At 65.3% G+C, this 18,336-nt stretch carries 14 protein-coding genes; 9 read left to right on the plus strand and 5 right to left on the minus strand.

What is annotated here, in order from left to right; genetic code table 11:
• Positions 1 to 99: 99 nt before the first annotated feature.
• On the plus strand, positions 100 to 1,938 hold the full coding sequence (locus tag A8950_RS03705) for a S9 family peptidase (RefSeq protein WP_133612249.1): 1,839 nt from the start codon (positions 100 to 102) through the stop codon (positions 1,936 to 1,938).
• A 6-nt stretch (positions 1,939 to 1,944) separates the two neighbouring features.
• Here A8950_RS03705 and A8950_RS03710 read toward each other — a convergent pair whose 3' ends face one another.
• Positions 1,945 to 2,619 (minus strand): Fe2+-dependent dioxygenase, encoded by a 675-nt coding sequence (locus A8950_RS03710; protein WP_133612250.1) that lies wholly within the window; start codon positions 2,617 to 2,619, stop codon positions 1,945 to 1,947.
• 55 nt (positions 2,620 to 2,674) lie between these two features.
• Positions 2,675 to 3,865 (minus strand): aminotransferase class V-fold PLP-dependent enzyme, encoded by a 1,191-nt coding sequence (locus A8950_RS03715; RefSeq protein WP_243735521.1) that lies wholly within the window; start codon positions 3,863 to 3,865, stop codon positions 2,675 to 2,677.
• A 328-nt stretch (positions 3,866 to 4,193) separates the two neighbouring features.
• Between A8950_RS03715 and A8950_RS03720 the strand changes: the two genes are divergently transcribed.
• From A8950_RS03720 to A8950_RS03750, 7 genes are all read left to right on the plus strand, one after another.
• The gene (locus tag A8950_RS03720; RefSeq protein WP_166644980.1) at positions 4,194 to 5,306 is read left to right on the plus strand and encodes an ABC transporter substrate-binding protein; all 1,113 of its coding nucleotides are present in this window, start codon (positions 4,194 to 4,196) and stop codon (positions 5,304 to 5,306) included.
• 72 nt (positions 5,307 to 5,378) lie between these two features.
• Complete coding sequence (locus A8950_RS03725; protein ID WP_133612253.1) at positions 5,379 to 6,242, plus strand: ABC transporter permease; 864 nt, start codon at positions 5,379 to 5,381, stop codon at positions 6,240 to 6,242.
• The gene (locus tag A8950_RS03730) at positions 6,239 to 7,054 is read left to right on the plus strand and encodes an ABC transporter permease (protein ID WP_133612254.1); all 816 of its coding nucleotides are present in this window, start codon (positions 6,239 to 6,241) and stop codon (positions 7,052 to 7,054) included. The genes A8950_RS03725 and A8950_RS03730 overlap by 4 nt, the downstream gene beginning before the upstream one ends.
• Entirely contained in the window at positions 7,047 to 8,111 is a 1,065-nt protein-coding gene (locus A8950_RS03735) for an ABC transporter ATP-binding protein (protein ID WP_133612255.1), read from the plus strand. Before A8950_RS03730 ends, A8950_RS03735 begins: the two co-directional genes overlap by 8 nt.
• On the plus strand, positions 8,108 to 8,701 hold the full coding sequence (locus A8950_RS03740) for a cysteine hydrolase (protein WP_166644981.1): 594 nt from the start codon (positions 8,108 to 8,110) through the stop codon (positions 8,699 to 8,701). Before A8950_RS03735 ends, A8950_RS03740 begins: the two co-directional genes overlap by 4 nt.
• Entirely contained in the window at positions 8,698 to 10,956 is a 2,259-nt protein-coding gene (locus tag A8950_RS03745) for an MGH1-like glycoside hydrolase domain-containing protein (protein ID WP_166644982.1), read from the plus strand. The genes A8950_RS03740 and A8950_RS03745 overlap by 4 nt, the downstream gene beginning before the upstream one ends.
• A complete protein-coding gene (locus tag A8950_RS03750) occupies positions 10,953 to 11,879 on the plus strand; it encodes a ribokinase (RefSeq protein ID WP_133612258.1) in 927 nt (308 codons plus the stop codon). Before A8950_RS03745 ends, A8950_RS03750 begins: the two co-directional genes overlap by 4 nt.
• Here the strand turns inward: A8950_RS03750 and A8950_RS03755 are convergent.
• The gene (locus A8950_RS03755; RefSeq protein ID WP_133612259.1) at positions 11,876 to 13,345 is read right to left on the minus strand and encodes a M81 family metallopeptidase; all 1,470 of its coding nucleotides are present in this window, start codon (positions 13,343 to 13,345) and stop codon (positions 11,876 to 11,878) included. The genes A8950_RS03750 and A8950_RS03755 overlap by 4 nt on opposite strands.
• Positions 13,346 to 13,465: 120 nt before the next feature.
• On the opposite strand from A8950_RS03755, the gene A8950_RS03760 reads away from it, so the two are divergent.
• Positions 13,466 to 15,532: an oxidoreductase gene (locus A8950_RS03760; protein ID WP_133612260.1), complete on the plus strand. Its 2,067-nt coding sequence runs from the start codon at positions 13,466 to 13,468 to the stop codon at positions 15,530 to 15,532.
• 175 nt (positions 15,533 to 15,707) lie between these two features.
• Here the strand turns inward: A8950_RS03760 and A8950_RS03765 are convergent, their stop codons facing one another.
• Together A8950_RS03765 and A8950_RS03770 are read right to left on the minus strand one after the other, a co-directional pair.
• Positions 15,708 to 16,982, minus strand: a complete 1,275-nt coding sequence (locus A8950_RS03765) for an MFS transporter (RefSeq protein ID WP_133612261.1) — start codon at positions 16,980 to 16,982, stop codon at positions 15,708 to 15,710.
• 158 nt (positions 16,983 to 17,140) lie between these two features.
• Positions 17,141 to 18,316 carry an acyl-CoA dehydrogenase family protein gene (locus A8950_RS03770; RefSeq protein WP_133612262.1) on the minus strand — a complete coding sequence of 392 codons (1,176 nt, stop codon included), beginning with the start codon at positions 18,314 to 18,316 and terminating at the stop codon, positions 17,141 to 17,143.
• Positions 18,317 to 18,336 lie beyond the last annotated feature (20 nt).

An 18,336-nucleotide genomic window follows, 5' to 3' on the forward strand; every position in this document is an offset into this window, starting at 1 on the left:
GGGAATGAGGGGCGCTTGCCATGCCTTGTTGCCCGCATGCTAAAACGGGCCCGCCTGTTAAAACGGGTTCGATACCCCCTTTGTGCTGGAAACCGGAAATTGACGCTCGACCTCACCCGCTTCGATCCATTCCTCGCCCGGCTGCTCAGCCTTCCCACCCTCTATGGCGCCGTGCTGTCGCCGGATGGCAGCCAGCTGGCCCTGATCTGGGGCAAGCTGGGTCCGACGGCCCAGCTCTGGCTGCAGCCGGCCGATGGCAGCGCCAGCCCACGCTGCCTCGTTTCCGATAAGTGGGATTGCGATTATGTCATCTGGTCGCGCGACGGTCGCTCGCTCATCGTCGGCCAGTCGCAGGAGGGCGACGAGCGCATCTCGCTCCTGCAGGTCTTCCTGGATGGCCGGCCGTCGCGGCGCCTGACACCGGAGGCGCCGGATTATTACATCCATGGTGGCCAGTTGCTGGGCGACAACCGGCACCTCGTCTATGCCGCCAATCTCGACCCCGAGACCGGTGCCGAGATCGAGGAATCGGTCGTCTATCTTCACGACATAGAGACCGGCGGAAAACGGGCATTGGCGCGGACCGAGAGGCCGGCCTTCTGCTGGCCCGTCGTTTCGCCCGACGATCAGCTAGTGCTCTACGAGCGCAAGGATCGCCATCCCGCCGGCTACCAGCTCTGGCTCGCCGCCATCGACGGCTCCTTCGATCGCGAGATCGTCAATCTCGGCGACGACATCAAGGTGGACGGCACTTGGTCACCTGATGGCGCTCATATCGTGCTGACCGCCGACAGCCGGCAGGGCCGCCGCATCGGCCTCTGGCATCGTGCAACCGAGGCCATCGACTGGCTGGTCGACGACCCCGCGCGCAATGTCGAGGATGCCGATTGGCCACGGCGCGCGCCGCATCTCGTCATCGAGGAGGTGCGCCATGCGCGATCGCATCACTTCCTGCTCGATCCGGTGACGCGCGGCGAGGCCGCCTTCCAGCCCGGACCCGGCACCTACGCGCCGATCGGCGTCGATGCCGGCGGCCATTGGCTCGCCTGGCATTACAGCGCCGCGATTCCGTCCCGTATCCTGCGCCTCGAGGGGCTGCCGCCATTCAGGGAAGTGAACCGCCTCGCCCGGCATCCCGCCGATCCCGGCCTGGCGCCCGACGAACTGGCAGCGGCCGAGGATTACCGTTGGCATTCCGTCGACGGGCTCGAGATTCAGGGCTGGCTCTATCGCGCCAAGGGCGCGCCGCACGGCACCATCCTTCTTGTGCATGGCGGTCCCACCCATCACGACGAGGATTCTTTCGATCCCGAAATTCAGTATTACGCCGCCTGCGGCTTCAACGTGCTGACGCCGAACTATCGCGGCTCGACCGGTTTCAGCCTCGCCTATGAGGAAGCGATCAAGCAGGAGGGATGGGGCGGTCTCGAGCAGGAGGACATCCGCACCGGCGCCGAATCCCTCATTCGCGACGGCATCGCCAGGCCCGGAAAAGTCGGCATCACCGGCACGTCCTATGGCGGGTACTCGTCCTGGTGGGCGATCACCCGTTTCCCGGTCGAAACCATCGCCGCGGCGGCACCCATCTGCGGCATGACCGACCTGGTAGTCGATTACGAGACGACGCGACCCGACCTCAGGCCCTATTCCGAGGAGATGATGGGTGGTTCGCCAGCGACCGCGCCCGCGCGCTATCGCGACCGTTCGCCGATCCATTTCGTCGAGAACATCAGGGGCCGCCTGCTGATCGTCCAGGGCGAGAACGATCCCAACGTGACGCCGCAGAACGTGACCGACGTGACGCGGCGCCTGGATGCGGCCGGGATATCCTTCGACCTGCTGACCTTCCCCGACGAGGGCCACGGCATTGCGCGTCCGGAGAACCAGCGCGTGCTCTATCGTCGCATCGCCGGCTTCTTTGCGGCGGCCTTCGACTGACCGCCCCTAGCCCTCGCTCCACAGGCGCGTCAGGTTGGTGTGGATGCGGAAGGCAAGGTCGGTTTCCTTGCCGTTGGGGTCGATCGCATGCAGCCGGTCGCGCACCTCCATCACGTCGCTCAGCAACTGGCGATGCCGCTCGTCGCGGATATAGGACTGCACCCAGGTGACGGCGACCAGCCGCTCGCCGCGGGTGACCTTCGCGACTTCATGCAGCGTGCCCGATGGATAGACGACGGCGGAGCGCGCCGGCAGCTTGATCTGCTGCGGCCCGAATGGCGAGTGGATCTTGAGTTCACCGCCGTCATAGTCGCTGGCATCGTTGATGAATACCGTGACCGAGACGTCGGAACGTTCGCGCTGGAACCCCTGGCCCATCATGGCGTCGTCCACATGCGTGCCGTAGGACATGCCCTCGCGGTAGCGGCTGATGAGCGGCGGCCGGATCTTGTGCGGAATGGCGGCCCGCCGGAAGCCGGGCGAACGGGCAAGGGCGCGCACGACGATCTCCTGCATGACGCGGCGCCCCTCGGCCTCGCGCGAGACCTGCTCGTTATGCTTCACCATCTTGGCCCGGAACCCGGCGGTTTCCTTGCCGTCGACGAAGGGCAGTTCCTTCGTCAGGCGCAGCAATTCCTGCTGCTCGGGCACTGTCAGCACTTCCGGAATGGTCACCAGCATGTCTCAACTTTCCCCAAAACCTGGTTTTGATGTCGGTCAATCACCTTGATTCCCGTCACCGCAGCATCTGACGGACTCGCGCCAGAGAGTCAACCAGACGGTCTATATCCGCCATGGAATTGTGCACGGCGAACGAAATCCGCGCGGTTCCGGCAAGGCCCAGATGCTCCATCAGCGGCTGTGCGCAATGATGGCCGGCACGCAGGCAGATTCCGCTTTCCCCCAGCAGGGAGCCGATATCGTGCGGGTGCAGGCCGTCGATGACGAAGGAGAGGATGCCGGCGCGGTGCCGCGGGCGTCCGATGATCCTGAGCCCGGAAATCTCCGGCAGGCGCTCTTCGGCATGGGCAAGGAGGGCGGCATCGTGGGCGACGATGCGCGCGAAGCCGATTGCCTCGATGAAATCCAGCGCCGCGGCCAGACCGATCGCCGCCCCGATTGCCGGCGTCCCGGCCTCGAAGCGGCGCGGCCCGTCGGCATAGTCGGTATGGGCGATGCTGACCGAGCGGATCATGCCGCCGCCGCCCAGGAAGGGCGGCAGGTCGGCAAGTATGTCCCGCCGCACATAGAGCGCGCCGATCCCGTCCGGGCCATAGAGCTTGTGTCCGGTGATGGCGAGGAAATCGCAGCCGAGATTGGCGACATTCAGATGCATGTGCGGCGCCGCCTGGGCGGCATCCACCATCACCAGGGCCCCGGCCGCATGGGCATCGGCAATCATGGATTTCAGCGGCGTCACGGTCCCGATCGTATTCGCCGTCGCCGTGATGCAGACCAGCTTGGGCCGGCGCTCAAGCAGGGCGGCAAAGGCGCCGAGGTCGATATCGCCGCGGTGGTCAACCGGTATTGCTTCCAGGCGGAGATGCCGGCGGTCGCGCAGCATCTGCCACGGCACGATATTGGCGTGGTGCTCCAGCAGCGAGACCAGGATGAGATCTCCGGGCCGGAGCCTGGAATCGCCATAGGCATGGGCGACAAGGTTGATGGCCGCGGTCGCATTGGCCGTGAAGATGACCTCGTCCTCGCCGGCGCCGAGAAAGCGCGCCACCCGCGCCCGCGCGTTCTCATAGGCCTCGCTAGCGGTTTCGCTGAGGGCATAGAGACCGCGATGAATGTTGGCATATTCGTGGCGGTAGAAGCGGTCGAGCCGCTCGAGCACGGCCGCCGGTTTCTGCGCGCTGGCAGCGGAATCGAGATAGACGAGGTCCGGCAGTTCCGCCAGCAACGGAAAGGTGGACCGTGGCACCAGGGGCTGACTGGTGTCGGCTCGACTGCTGTCAGGGCGGTTTCGGTCGGGTCGATTTTCCGGTGCGCTCATGCCCCTTTTATTACCAAGCCCGTCCGGCCATGGCCACCTCGGCTCGCGGGCGAAAGCCTTCACTGCCTTGTGATGGCCGCACCGGCATTCGCCGGCGGGGAGAATAAGGGGAAACCCGGCGGTTACGGCCGGCCCTTGACGCTGGCGGATGGCAGTGGAAAGATCGTTTGTACACAAATGAAACGGCTTGAATGCCGAAATGAACCGTGTTCTGCTCGGTGGGACGGCACGGAACGTGCCTATGGAGGAGGGAATAATGACTGGGAAGACAAACTACCGCCGGTTTGCACCGGTGACGCGCCGCCGCTTCGTGGCGGGTGCCTCGACCCTTGGCCTCGCGGCTGGCCTCGGGGTGGGGCCGTTCATCCGCAGGGCCTCGGCCAATACCGAGGTCAAGGTCCTCAACTGGCAGGGCTACGGCACCGACGAACCCTGGGCGCTCGAAGCCTTCAAGGCGGCAACCGGGCTCGACGTGGTGCACGACTACTACAACTCCGAATCGGAGATGATCACCAAGCTGCAGACCAATCCCGGCACCTATGACGTCATCGTCACCAATTCCGCCTGGAACGGCCGCGCTTCGGAACTCGGCGTCATCCAGCCGATCGACAGCTCGCTCATCAGCAATTTCGCCGACCTCAACCCGTCCTTCCGCGATTCCGCCGTGCTCTCGGCCGATGGCAAGCTCTATGGTGTGTCCTGGGTCTGGGGCATGACCGCCATCGCCTATTCGACCGATGTCTTCAAGGAAGCCCCGACCTCGGTCGAGATCCTGTGGGATCCCAGCCTGGCCAAGCGCGTCTGTGTCCGCGACGACGCGATCGAGGCCGTGAGCTTTGCCGCCATCGCCACCGGCCAGGACATGAACCATCCCGCCGACCACGACAAGATCAAGGAAAAGCTTCTCGCCCTGAAGCCCAACCTCGCCACCATGTGGTCGTCGGAAGACGACTGGAACAAGCAGTTCCAGGCCAAGGCCTTCGACGTCTCGATCTATTGGAGCGGTTCGGCCTTCCGCAGCAAGAACACCTTCAACCTGCCGGTCGGCTATTTCGTGCCGACCGAAGGCGCTATCGGCTGGTTCGACGGTCTCGCCATCGGCACCGATGCGCCGAATGCCGAGGGCGCGCATAAATTCATCGACTACATGGTCAGCCAGGAATTCTATTCCAAATGGGCCGAGGTCGGCCCGCCGGCCTCCGCCAACAACAAGGCGATGGAAGGGCTTCCCGACAGCGACCCCTCCAAGGCGTTCTATCTCGACCAGGAGAACGTCAAACGTCTCCAGTTCATGGCACCGCTTTCGGATAAGGAGCGTCAGGACTTTTCTGATATCTGGGCCGAAGTGAAGACCGAGTTCGCGAAGTAACGAACCCGGGGTGAACGTAACGCCGCCCCAGCTTGAGCAAGCGGGGCGGCGTCTGCGTTCTGGGGGAACCAGATGACACCAACGACGCGCACGCGCTGGGCGATCTTCAGCCTGACCGGGCCGGCCTATCTGTGGCTTGCCTGTACCATCTTCCTGCCCTTGCTCGCCATGCTGGCGCTGAGCTTCCTCGACAAATCGCCGCTGGTGCCCAAGCCGCCTGAATTTACTCTTGGCAATTACGGCGCCTTCTTCGCCAAGGATTTCTACTGGTCGCTCACCCGCTGGTCGGTCGAGCTTGGCCTCTGGGTAACCTTCTTCTGCCTCCTCATCGGCTATCCCGCCGCCTATGCGCTCGCCAAGCGCATCAAGGGCCGCTGGCGCGAAGCCATCTTCCTGCTGATCGTGCTGCCCTTCTGGTCCAACGCGCTGGTGCGCATCTTCTCCTGGACCATGGTGCTGCGCTCCAATGGCATCGTCGATCTGACCGTGCAATCCTTCTTTCCGGGTGCACCCGCTTTCGATCTCCTCTTCAGCTATCCCGCGGTCATCATCGGCCTCGTCCATTCCTATCTCCCCTACATGATTCTCACCTGCTACATCGCCCTGCAGGCGATCGATGACAGCCTGGTCGAGGCCGGGCGCTCGCTGGGGGCGACATCCTTCACCACCTTCCGCCGCGTCGTGCTGCCCCTGAGTTTGCCCGGCATCGTTTCGGGCTCGGCGCTCATCTTCGTGCCCGTGATCGGCTCCTTCATGGAGCCGCGCATCCTCGGCGGCACCAAGGGGGCAACGCTCGGCATGAATATCGAGGAACAGTTCACGGTCACGGCGAACTGGCCGCTGGGTGCGGCACTATCCTTTATCCTGCTTGCGATCGTATTGGTGATTTTCGGCATCATCTACCCGTTCCTCCGGCGACAGGGAGGCAACGCATGAGACGCTTCCTCGATGGCGGCATCCGGCTCTATCTCGTCCTGGTGCTGATCTTCCTCTATCTGCCGATCCTGGTGATGGCGCTGTTCGCCTTCAACAGATCGCCGCTCTATGGCCTGCCCTTCGAATTCGACCTGGTCTGGTTCGAGGCATTGGCCGGCAACAAGCGTCTGCTCCAGGCCGGCTGGAACTCGGTCTGGATCGCGCTCGCCAATACCGTGATCGCGACGACGCTGGGCACCATGGCGGCGGTCGCCTTCGGCCGCTACACTTTCCGCGGCAAGACGCTGATGCAGGCGCTGCTGTTCCCGCCCATCGCCATTCCCTGGCTGGTGATCGGCACCGCCATGCTGGTGTTCTTCTTCTGGGTCGGCCGTTCGGTTGGCGCGCCCGGCATGGCGCGCGGCCTGCACGCGATCCTGCTCGGCCACGTCGCCCTGTCACTGCCCTATGTGATTTTCGTGGTCGGTGCCCGCCTCAACGACTACCCGAAGGCGCTGGAGGAGGCGGCAGCGACATTGGGGGCGACACCCTGGCAGGTGTTCCGCCGCGTCTCGGTGCCGATCCTCGCGCCCGGTGTGGTCGCGGCGGCGCTTTTCGCCTTTGCCGTTTCCTTCGACCAGTTCGTCATTTCCTATTTCCTGGCGCCACCCGGCGTCACCACGCTGCCGGTCGAGATCTACACCTCGATCCGCAAGGGTTTCACGCCGGAAATCAACGCCATCTCGACCATCATCATCGCCGTTTCCATGGGATTGATGCTGGTCGTCGCCAGGTTCTACCGTTTCGGTGGGGAGAGGTCGGGTAATGAGTGAGGTTGCCGTCACCGGCGCCATCAAGCGCTATGGGCAGGTCGCCGCGCTGGACGGGGTCGATTTGACTTTTGCCGATGGCGAGTTCTTCGGCCTGCTGGGACCGTCCGGTTCCGGCAAGACCACGCTGCTGCGCGCCATTGCCGGCTTCATTGCGCTGGATGCCGGCGAGATCAGGGTCGACGGCACCGACATCGCCCGCATTCCTGTGCACAAGCGCAATATCGGCATGGTGTTCCAGAATTACGCACTCTTCCCGCATATGAGTGTCGCGGAGAATGTCGCCTTCGGCCTTGATGTGCGCGATGTGCCCGCGGCCGAGATCAAGGCGCGTGTTGCCGAGAGCCTCGATCTCGTGCGCCTCTCCGGCCTTGAGGCCAGGCGGCCGCGGCAATTGTCCGGCGGCCAGCAGCAGCGCGTGGCGTTGGCGCGCGCGCTGGTTACGCGGCCCAGCGTGCTGCTGTTGGATGAGCCCTTGTCCGCCCTCGACAAGCACCTCCGCCAGGAGATGCAGGTGGAGCTTCGCCGCATCCAACGGCAGATCGGCATCACGACGATCTTTGTCACCCACGACCAGGAGGAGGCGCTGACCCTCTCCGACCGTGTTGCCATCTTCAACCAGGGGCGGGTGGTGCAGGCCGGGGCCCCGCGCGCGGTATATGAGCGCCCGGTCAACCGCTTCGCCGCCGGCTTCCTGGGCGAGGCCAATTTCCTGGAGGGCCAGGTGACGGCGCTGAGTGGCGGCGAGGCGCGCGTGGCACTTGTCGGCGGCGGCGAGCTTGCGCTGCCGCAGGGTGATCTGGCCGCGGGATCAGCGGTTCTCATCGCCCTGCGACCCGAAAAAATATCCATCGAGCCCGGAATGGCGGTCGGTGCCAATGCGGTCGCCGGCCGCATCACCGCCGCGATCTTCTCCGGCTCCAGCCTGACCTATCGCGTGGCGGTGGGCGAGCGGCTGATGATCGTCTTCGAGCAGAACAAGAGCCGGGCACCCCTCACCGAGGGCAGTGAGGTAGTGCTGCGATGGAACGCTGCCGACAATGTCGTGGTGGCGCCATGACCGTCCATCTGCCCCTGACCGACCGCAGCCAGCACATCGTCGTCGACATGCAGGAGGTCTTCGCGACCAACCCGCAATGGGGCTTTGCCGGCATCTACGAGATCGTCCCGGCGATTTCCCGCCTTGCCGCCGCAAAGCCGCGCCAGACGCTCTGGACCCGCTTCATTTCCGCCCATTCGGCCGAGGAGGCGGTGGGCGCCTGGGCTGCTCTTTATCGCCTCTGGCCGGGGGCGACGCTCTCGGCCGGTGCGCAGATGGACATCCTGCCGGCGCTGCAACCATACATCGCCGATCCCGCCCAGGTATTCGACAAGCCGACCTATTCGTCCTTCCACAGCGCGGCCCTGATCGCCGAATTGAAGCGGCGCGGTGCCGACACGCTGGTCCTTTCCGGTGTCGAGACCGATGTCTGCGTGCTGGCGACCCTGATGGAGGCGGTCGATCGCGGCTACTTCGTGGTGCTGGCCACCGATGCGCTCACCAGCAGCGATCCCGACGGCCACCGGCAGATTCTCGATGTCATCCCGCGGCGCCTCAAATCCCAGGTCTTCACCGCGACGATCGACGACATCCTGGAGCAATGGCGATGAGTTCTCGTTACCCCGCGCTCGCCCCGGCGCGGCACTGGAATACTTGGCGCAGCGAATACCCGGCGCAGATGATGCATCTGCCCCTGGGCCTTACCGTCACCCTCTGCGCCTATTCCGGCGCCGCCAACAGCTTTACCGATTTCCCGGCCAATGCAGGCGGCATCACCTACGGCCCACGCGATGTTGGGGCGGCGCAGGTTGCCTTCACCGCTCGACATCACGGCACGACGGTTGAGTTCGAGTGGGACCGGCCAGCCGGCGATGGTTCAGCAGGATTGGGCCTGCGCGGTTCCTGGCGCAACACCGAGAACGGCGAATGGGGTTTGCGTTTCTGGCTGCAGCCGGTCTTCGAGGTGGCGGACCGCCCCGATCTCGTCTGGCGCTATGACGAGGCGAGCGGCGTGCTCTCCAGCGAAATCGACGGCACCCATGTGGCCGTCATCGGCGATGCAAAGCCGCTGATGGCGACCTTCCACGAGAGCCGCGCGGCGCTGGCCGACGAGTACCGGGTGAAGGGCTATTTCTACCTCGCCTCGCGCGGAGTCGAGGGCCGCGTTCCTGCGCTGCGCTACAATTTCGACGAGACGCCGACGATGCGCTTTGCCGTTGGCCTGGGGCAAAGCGCGGCGGCCGCGCTGGATCAGGCGCGGCGGACGCTCGCCGCCCCGGCGCCGGCCGATCTGCCCGTGCGCCAGGCGGGCCGCGACGGCGGCAGCCTTGATGCCATCCGCGACATCGTGGGCTGGAACTCGGTCCATGATTTCATCAACGACTGGCCCTATATGAGCCTAAGCCGCGCCTGGGTGGCGCAGAAATTCGGCGGCTTCGGCCTCTGGCTTGACGACATCTGCTATCACGCCCTCGGCACCGCCCTGTTCGATGCCGAGATGGCGAAAGAGAGCATCCGCGCCGTGCTGGCGACAGAAACACCGGAAGGCAATCTCGCCTGCCTCATCACTGGCAACGATGCCTGGATCGACCGCTCGCAACTGCCGGTCTGTTCCCTCGTCATCTGGAAGATCTGGCAGCATACGGGTGATGACAGCCTGGTCGCGCCCAGCTTCCGCCGCCTCTTGAAGAACCATGATTGGTGGTTCGCGCGCCGCTCGGGTGCCCCGAAGAACTCGCCGGTCGCGGGCCTCATGGGCTGGGGCACCTCGGCAAATGTCGGCAGCGGCCTCTACAAGGGCACCAAGCTGGGCGCCAAGAACGAATCCACCATGGACAATTCGCCGCTCCATGACGAGACGGTATTCGATGCTGCCACCGGCTGCCTCGATGCCGTCGACGTGGCCCTGAACTCCGCCTTGGTGGTGGATGCCGAGGTGCTGGCCCTCTTCGCCGACCGCCTGGGCGAGGCCGCGATTTCGACACGCCTGCGCGCCCGCGCCGCCGATCTGCGCCGGCGCATCCACGCCGATCTCTGGGACGACACGCGCCGGGTCTTCGCCAACCGCCGCTGGTCCGGCAAATTCGTGCAGCCGCTGGCCCCCACCAGCTTCTATCCGTTGCTGGCCGATGCTGCCGATGCGGCACAGCGCGATGGACTCGTTAGAATTCTCGACGATCCCAACAAGTTCGGCGGAGAATGGCGGCTGCCCTCGATCACCCGCGACGATCCGGCCTATCACGACAATGTCTATTGGCGCGGCCGCGCCTGGCCGCCGCTCAATTACCTCACCTATCAGGGGTTGAAGCGTGCCGGGCTCGATCGCGCGGCGGGTACGCTCGCCGCCGACAGCCAGATGCTCTTCGCCCAGGCCTGGGCCAGGCGGCAATGCCCGGAGAATTTCAATGCCGAGACGGGCCAGGCCGACGACCAGCCGGATACCGATCTCTTCTATGGCTGGGGCCTGCTGCTGCCGCTCATCGCCGTCAACGAGATCATCGACGTCACCCCCTGGCATGGCTGGGAACTGACGCATCATCCCGGCGATTGGCGCCTCGGTCCCGTGAATGCCTTCGGACGGCAGGCCGTGATCGTTGCCGAGGGGGGCGTGCTGACCCTCTCGCTTGATGGCGGCCGTGTCTTTGCGATTGACATTCCGGGTCGCTTCCGCCACCTCGAAATCAGTGGCAGTCGCCTTGTCTTGGAGCCGCCGGTTTCCGGCGGCACGATCCGCCTTGGCCGCAAGGTCGCACGCGCTCTCTATGGCGGGGCGGCACTTGCCGCCGTGGCAGCGGGTGGCGATCATGTCATCACGCTGCCGCCGGTAGCGCAGCCGCAAAAACTGGAAATCGAGTTCGCGTCATGATCCTCGTTTTCGGCTCGCTCAATGTCGATGTGATGATCGCCGTCAAGCACCTGCCGCTGCCGGGCGAGACGGTGCTGGGGCCGGGCTACGAGCTCACCGCCGGCGGCAAGGGCGCCAACCAGGCGCTGGCTGCAGCGCGGGCCGGCGGCAAGGTCGTCATGGTGGGCTCCATTGGCGGCGATCCGCTGGCGGCGACGGCGATTGCCGATCTCCAGGCGGCGGGTGTCGATCTTTCCCGTCTCGCGCGAGTCGCCGATCCCACCGGTCTCGCCGCCATCTGCGTCGACCAGGCCGGCGAAAACCACGTCGTCGTCGCTTCCGGCGCTAACCGCCGCACGACGGCAGCCCAGGTCCCCGACGCCTTGCTTGGCCCCGATACGGTGCTCGTCCTGCAAATGGAAGTGCCGCTCGCCGAGAACTGGGCACTGATCGCCCGCGCCGAGGCCAGGGGTGCCCGCATCATCCTCAACCTCGCCCCGGCGGGTGCCGTCACGCGCGCAGCACTCGGGAATGTCGACTGGCTGATCGTCAACGAGAACGAGGCGAAGCAGGTGGCCGGCCATCTCGGCCTAGATGTGCCGGCGCGCGCCCATGATGCGGCGAAAATGCTTGCGCGCGAGTGCGACACCACGGTGATCGTGACATTGGGTGCTGCCGGTGCGGCGGCGTTTCTGCCAGGTGGCAGCGGTTTTTCCGTACCGGCTCTTCCCATTAAGCCGGTCGACACCGTGGGGGCGGGCGATTCCTTCGTCGGCAGCTTTGCCGCCGCCATCGATCGCGGCCTCGGCCTGCCCGAGGCACTCCGCTACGCCGCAACCGGCGGGGCACTCGCCTGCCTCAAGACCGGGGCCCAGCCCAGCCTGCCCACCCGCGCCGAAATCGAGGCGCGCCTGCCGGAACTCCCGGCGGCGCAGGCGATCTAGCGCCCCAGCAACGCCTTCGGCGCATATTTAAAATCGTAATGCTCCAGCGAGACACCCGCCGGCCCCGGCGCGTCGCATTCGATGATGCAGCGGGTAAGGTCGGTGAACCCGGCGCGGAAATGGTTCTTCGCCTTGACGCAGAGCAGGCCGATCTGCGCAAGGTCGATACCGTGGAGCGCAAAATAGGCAGGATCGTTCGGCGTCTGGCAGCCGCTGGTGACGATGACGCGAATGCCCGCCACCTCGAACATCGCGGTCTGCCCGACATCCACTTCGAGGTGATGATCGTAGGGCCCGACATTGCGGAAACGCCCGTCGGTGAGAGTGAGTACCTTCGCGCGCGCCTCAATCGGGGCGCCAAATTTGTTGCTGACCCGTCCGCCGAGTTGCACCTCGATCTCGGCACCCACACCGGCCGCGCGGGCGCGGGCGACTAGGCCCGGATCCCAGAAAAAACCGAACACAGTCAGCACGTCCGGCTTCATCTCCAGAAGGGCCCGCAGCAGCCCCGGCGTGTCGCCGATGCCGCCCGAGAGCGGATTGTCGGCGGGGTCGGTGACCGCGGCGGGCTTGCTGCCCGGTGTCGCCAAGGCCTGCGCTATCGCCTCCCTGGGCGAGGGCGGCTTGATCTCGAAGCGCGCGCGGCGATTTGCCATCTCCGCCGCCAGTTGCTCGGCGGCGCGGCTCGCCAGCGCGGCATCGCCATCGGTGATGACCAGGGCCGTCGGTCCGGCGAAGGGTGAATCGCCATAGGCGAAGCCGCCGAAGACGGTCGCTTCCAGGACGCCAGGCTGGGCCCGCCATTCTTCGGCGAGTGCGGCCATCTCCGCCATCGGCCCGTCTGTCGTGCGCATGTTGAAGCTGGTATAGACGGCGCCCACCTTGGCAATCGCCGCAATCGGCTTGACGCGCCCCTTCACCATGGCGGCAAGACAGGTGAGCGCCTGGGTCGCGACAACGTCCTTGTCGATATGCGGATAGGTCTTGTAGCCGGTCGCGATATCGATCTGATCGATCATCGCCTGGCCGATATTAGCATGGAGATCGAAGCTGACCGCAAGCGGAGTCCGGCCGATGGTGCCACGCACTGCCATCAGCAGATCGAGATCCGGCGTCGGGTTGCTCTCGGTGATCATCGCCCCGTGCAGCGACAGATAGACCGCGTCCCACTTGTCGCGGCCGAGCCCCGCCACGATATCCGCCTTGATCCGCGCATAGGCGGAATCTGCCACCGGCCCGCCCGGGGGTGCCCCGGCACATCGCAGGAATGTCACCTCCCAATCGGGATGCGCCTCGGCAAAGCTGACCACGGCGCCCATCTCGGTCGCCGTGCCGCGATAGAGGTCGATGGCGCCCTCGCCCTCGCCCCATTCCCGCGTCTCGAATGTGTCGAGTCCGGTGACGCTGGGCGAGAATGAGTTGCCCTCGTACCACATGCGTGCAACCGCGAGTTTGCGCCTGGTCATGATTTCCCCCGATGCGTCCTGCGTCCGACCCTAGCCGACGGCGTGGCTTGCGTCCATGTTGTACGCCCGTTTAAAGTCGCGCCGAAAAGACGACCAGAACAACAGGCAGGGGGAGATTCCATGTCCCGCGACCCGCGTTACGACATCCTGTTCGAGCCGGTGAAGATCGGTCCGGTGACGGCCCGCAACCGGTTCTTCCAGGTGCCGCATTGCAACGGCATGGGGCACCAGCATCCCCAGGCCCATGCGGCCATGCGCGGCATGAAGGCGGAAGGCGGCTGGGCCGTGGTCGCGACCGAGGAGTGCGAGATCCATCCCTCCGGCGATGTCAGCCCCTATGTCGAGGCGCGCATCTGGGACGATCACGACATCCCCTATCTCTCCATGATGACGGAGGCGGTGCATCGCCACGGCTCGCTGGCCGCGGTCGAACTGGTGCATAACGGTCCCTCTGCCTCCAATCTCTACAGCCGCGAGGTGCCGCTGGGGCCTTCCCACCAGCCCACCAATTATTATCCGTTCCAGGTCCGCGCCATGGACCGCGAGGACATCCGCAACTATCGGCGCTGGCACCGCGAGGCAGCCCTGCGCGCCAAACGCGCCGGTTTCGATATCGTCTATGTCTATGCCGGCCATGATCTGTCGCTGCCCATGCATTTCCTGCAGCGGCGCCGCAACCAGCGCATCGACGAATATGGCGGTTCTCTCGAAAACCGTGTCAGGCTCTTCCGCGAGCTGATCGAGGAGGCCAAGGAGGCGGTGGGGGACACCTGCGGCGTCGTCGTGCGCTTCGCGGTCGACGAAATGATGGGCGAGGACGGCATTTCATCGGAGGGCGAGGCCAAGGACATCGTCGCCATGCTGGCCGAGCTGCCGGATCTCTGGGACGTCAACCTCTCCAACTGGAAATACGATTCGCAAACCTCGCGCTTTGCCGAGGAAGGCTATCAGGAGCCCTTCACCGCCTTTGTGAAGAAGCTGACCTCGAAACCGGTGGTGGGTGTGGGCCGCTATACTTCGCCCGACCGCATGGTCTCCTTGATCAAGAAGGGTGTGCTCGACATGATCGGCGCGGCGCGGCCCTCGATCGCCGACCCCTATCTCCCGAAAAAAATCGAGGAGGGCCGCCTCGAGGACATCCGCGAATGCATCGGCTGCAACATCTGCATCACCGGCGACATGACCATCACGCCGATGCGCTGTACCCAGAACCCGACCCAGGGCGAGGAATGGCGCAAGGGCTGGCACCCGGAGATCATGCCGGCGAAGGCCTCGAACGACCGCATCCTCATCATCGGCGGCGGGCCGGCGGGGCTCGAAGCCGCGCGGGCGCTCGGCCAGCGTGGGCATGAGGTCGCGTTGGCCGAGGCGTCGACTGAACTCGGCGGCCGCGTCAATCTGGAATCGCGCCTGCCCGGCCTTTCCGCCTGGGGCCGCGTGCGCGACTACCGCTTGGGACAGATTGCGAAGATGAGCAATGTCGAGACCTATCCGGGCAGCCCCATGGGAGTGACCGACATCCTCGACCAGGGCTTCGAGCGCGTGGTGCTGGCGACCGGCGCCACCTGGCGCAAGGATGGGGTCGGGCGCTCGCATGCCTTTCCCATTCCGGGTCTCGATACGGCGAAGGTCTTCTCGCCGGACGACATCATGGCGGGGCGCCTCCCCGACAAGGGCCCGATCCTGGTCTATGACGACGATCTCTTCTATCTGGCCGGCGTGCTGGCCGAGCGTCTGGCGAAGGCAGGGCTCGAGGTCATCTATGTGACCACCGCCGATACGGCGTCGAGCTGGACCAGCAACACGCTCGAAGTCTACTTCGTCAACAAGCGGCTGCATGCGCTTGGCGTGCGCGTCATCTGCCAGCACGACCTCGTTGCCGTCAGGAATGGTGTCGCCGAAATCGCGCCGGCCTATGGCGAGGCGGTGCAGCATATTCCCGTCGGCGCCATCGTGCCGGTGACGGCGCGGCTGCCGAACGACGCGCTTTATCAGGAATTGATGGCGGCACCGGAGAAGCTCAAGGATGCCGGCATCAAATCGGTCACCCGCATCGGCGATTGCCTCGCCCCGGGGCTCATCGCCTATGCCGTCTATGCCGGCCACCGCTACGCCCGCGAGCTGGACGCCCCCGACCTCGGCGAAGTCAAATTCCGCCGCGCCCTCCCGCTGGTGACGACGCCTTAGCAGGAAACGGTCGCCCAGGCCGTTGCAACCATCCCCACCCAACCCTCCCCCTGAAGGGAGAGGGCTTTTCGCCCGAACTCGCACCGATACCTCGCTTTAAACTCACTCTCCTCGCGCCGCCGACGCATGTCGGCATTCGCCTCCGGGCGGAGGGAGGGGCGGGGTGGGGGCATTTCTACTCTTCCGCCTTCGCCGGCGGCGTGTCCGGATGCTCGCCGCGCGGGTCAAGCTCAGGCGCTGCATAGGCGCCCTGGGCGGGGGGCACGGGAACGAAGTTGCTCTGTTCTTCCGGCGTCTTCGCCCGGCGCATGGCCACACGGTAGAAGGCGAAGACGCCGATGGCGCCATAGCCCAGGCCCACGAACAGGAAGAGGGCGTGATCGCCGATCAACTTCATGACGAAGCCGGCGATGGTGGGGCCGATCGAAGCGCCAAGGCCCCAGGCGAACAGCAGGCCGCTTGATGCCGCGACGAAATCCTCGCGCGCCACGTAATCGCTGGTCTGGCCGATGCCCAGCGCATAGAGCGGCGACTGCACCGAGGAGAGCAGGAAAAAGAGCACCAGCAGCAGGGTGAAGGAGAGGTCCGGCGTCGCATAGACCATCACGCTGAAAAGCGCGGTCAGGCCGACGGTCAGGATCATGACCGGGCGCCGGCCGTATTTGTCGGCGGCATAGCCCACGGGGATCTGCGAGGCGAGCACGGCGATTGTGCCAACTGAAATCAGGAAGGATAGTTCCTTTTCGCCCATGCCTTGCCCCGCAATGAAGGCCGGCAGCAAGCCGTACATCGAACTGGTGAGGAACCCGGCACCGAAGCAGGAGACGACACCCAAAGGCGAAATCTGGAACAGCTTCTTGAGGCTGAGATGGGTATGCTCGGTCATCACCGGGTTGCCGATCTTGGTGAGGCCGAGCGGGATCATGGCGCTGGCGAGGCAGAGGGCGCAGAGGGCGAAGAGCAGGATGCCCTCCGGGTCATGGATATTGAGCAGCAGCGGCGAGACGCCGGAGGCGCCCCAGGAAACGGCGGTATAGATGGCGAAGATGCGGCTCCGGGTGGTGTCGGTCGATTTGTCGTTGAGCCAGCTTTCGATCACCACGAAGCCGCCCGCCAGGGCAAAGCCGGCAATGGCGCGCAGGCCGATCCAGACATAGGCGTTCTGGAAGACGAGGTGCAGGATGGTGGCATCCGCCGCCAGCACCACGAAGACGCCGAAGGCGCGGATATGGCCGACGCGGCGGATGATGCGCTGGCAGGTGAGGGTGCCGGCGAGGAAACCGACGAAATAGGCGGAAGCCGCGATGCCGATGATGGCCGAGGAGGCGCCCCAGCGCGCCAGCTGGATGCCGATCAGCGGCATCAATATGCCGAGCGCCACCTCGATCAGCGTGATGCCGATGATGACCGGCAAAATCGGCTGCAACACGCGCCACAGCGCCTGCGTCATGGCAAACCCCCGGAAAGCCCGGGCGACAGGCCGGGTCAGGGGGCTGAGTCTAGCGGCTTGGTGCGGGTGTTGACTAGCGTGCCCCGGGCACCACCTGTCTCCGGAACGACGGGCCTCCCGTAGCCCCTGTCGTCAACCCGGCATGGCGGCCAGCCAGCCTATTCGACCATCGAGCGGACACCGCGCTTGTTAATGCCGTTGGCGATAATGAGGCGCTGGATTTCGCTGGCCCCTTCCCAGATGCGGTCCACCCGGAGCTCGCGAAAGAAGCGCTCGGCCACGTTCTCGCGCATATAGCCGCGCCCGCCGAAAATCTGCACGGCGCGGTCGGCGACGCGGCCGGCCATTTCCGAGGCATAGAGCTTCGCCATCGAGCATTGCGCATGGGCGGTCTTCAGATCGGCGCCGGCATCGATCGCCCGCGCCACCTCATGGACCATGAGGCGCGCCGCGAACAATTCGGTGGCCGAATCCGCCAGCATGAACTGAACTGCCTGTTTCTCGATCAGCGGCTCGCCGAAGACGATGCGCGCCTTGGCAAACGCCGTCGCCTCCTCGATCAGCCGCTCGGCGGCGCCGCAGCAGCGCGCCGCGATCATCAGTCGCTCATAGCGGAACCAGGCATAGGTGAAGTCCATGCCGTCGCCTTCTTCGCCGATGCGGTTGGCGACCGGCACGCGCACATCGTGGAAGCGATAGATCGGGTGATGGGCGCGGTAGTTGTGGGCATAGGCTGGGGTCCGCACCAGTTCGATGCCGGGTGTCCCCTGGTCGACGAAGAAGAGGGCATGGGCACCCGCATTGGGGCCGCCGTCGATCTTCGCCTGGAAGAACATGAAATCGGCGAGGTTGCCGGAGGTCACGTGCCACTTCTCGCCGTTGAGGATGTAAGTGTCGCCGTCCCGCCGCGCGGTCGAGCGGATCGCATCGACGTCCGAGCCGGCTTCGGCCTCGGTGATGGCGTAACATTCGTGCTTCCGGTCGGCAATGATCGGCTTGATCCAGGTCTCGATCTGGTAGTCCGAGCAGGCTTCCAGCATCCAGCGCTGCGGGTTGTTGGAGCACCAGCCGAGACCGTTGGTGACGCGGCCGATCTGCTCCTGCGCTACTGCCTGTTCCAGCAGCGAGTAGCCCCGCCCACCCAGGCTTTCGGGAATGTCCATGTTGTAGAGCCCGGCATCGCGGGCGCCGGCCTTCATCTGCTGCCAGACCTCGTCGGGTACCAGCCCGTCATGCATCTCGGCATGCACTTCCCAGGGGATCAGATCCCGGTCGACGAAGGCGCGGACACGCGCCTGGATCTCGCGGGCGCGGGGCGGAAGCGGCAGGGTCATGGATACTCCAGATTTCGTGG

The sequence above is a fragment of the Dongia mobilis genome (assembly GCF_004363235.1).
GTDB lineage: Bacteria > Pseudomonadota > Alphaproteobacteria > Dongiales > Dongiaceae > Dongia > Dongia mobilis.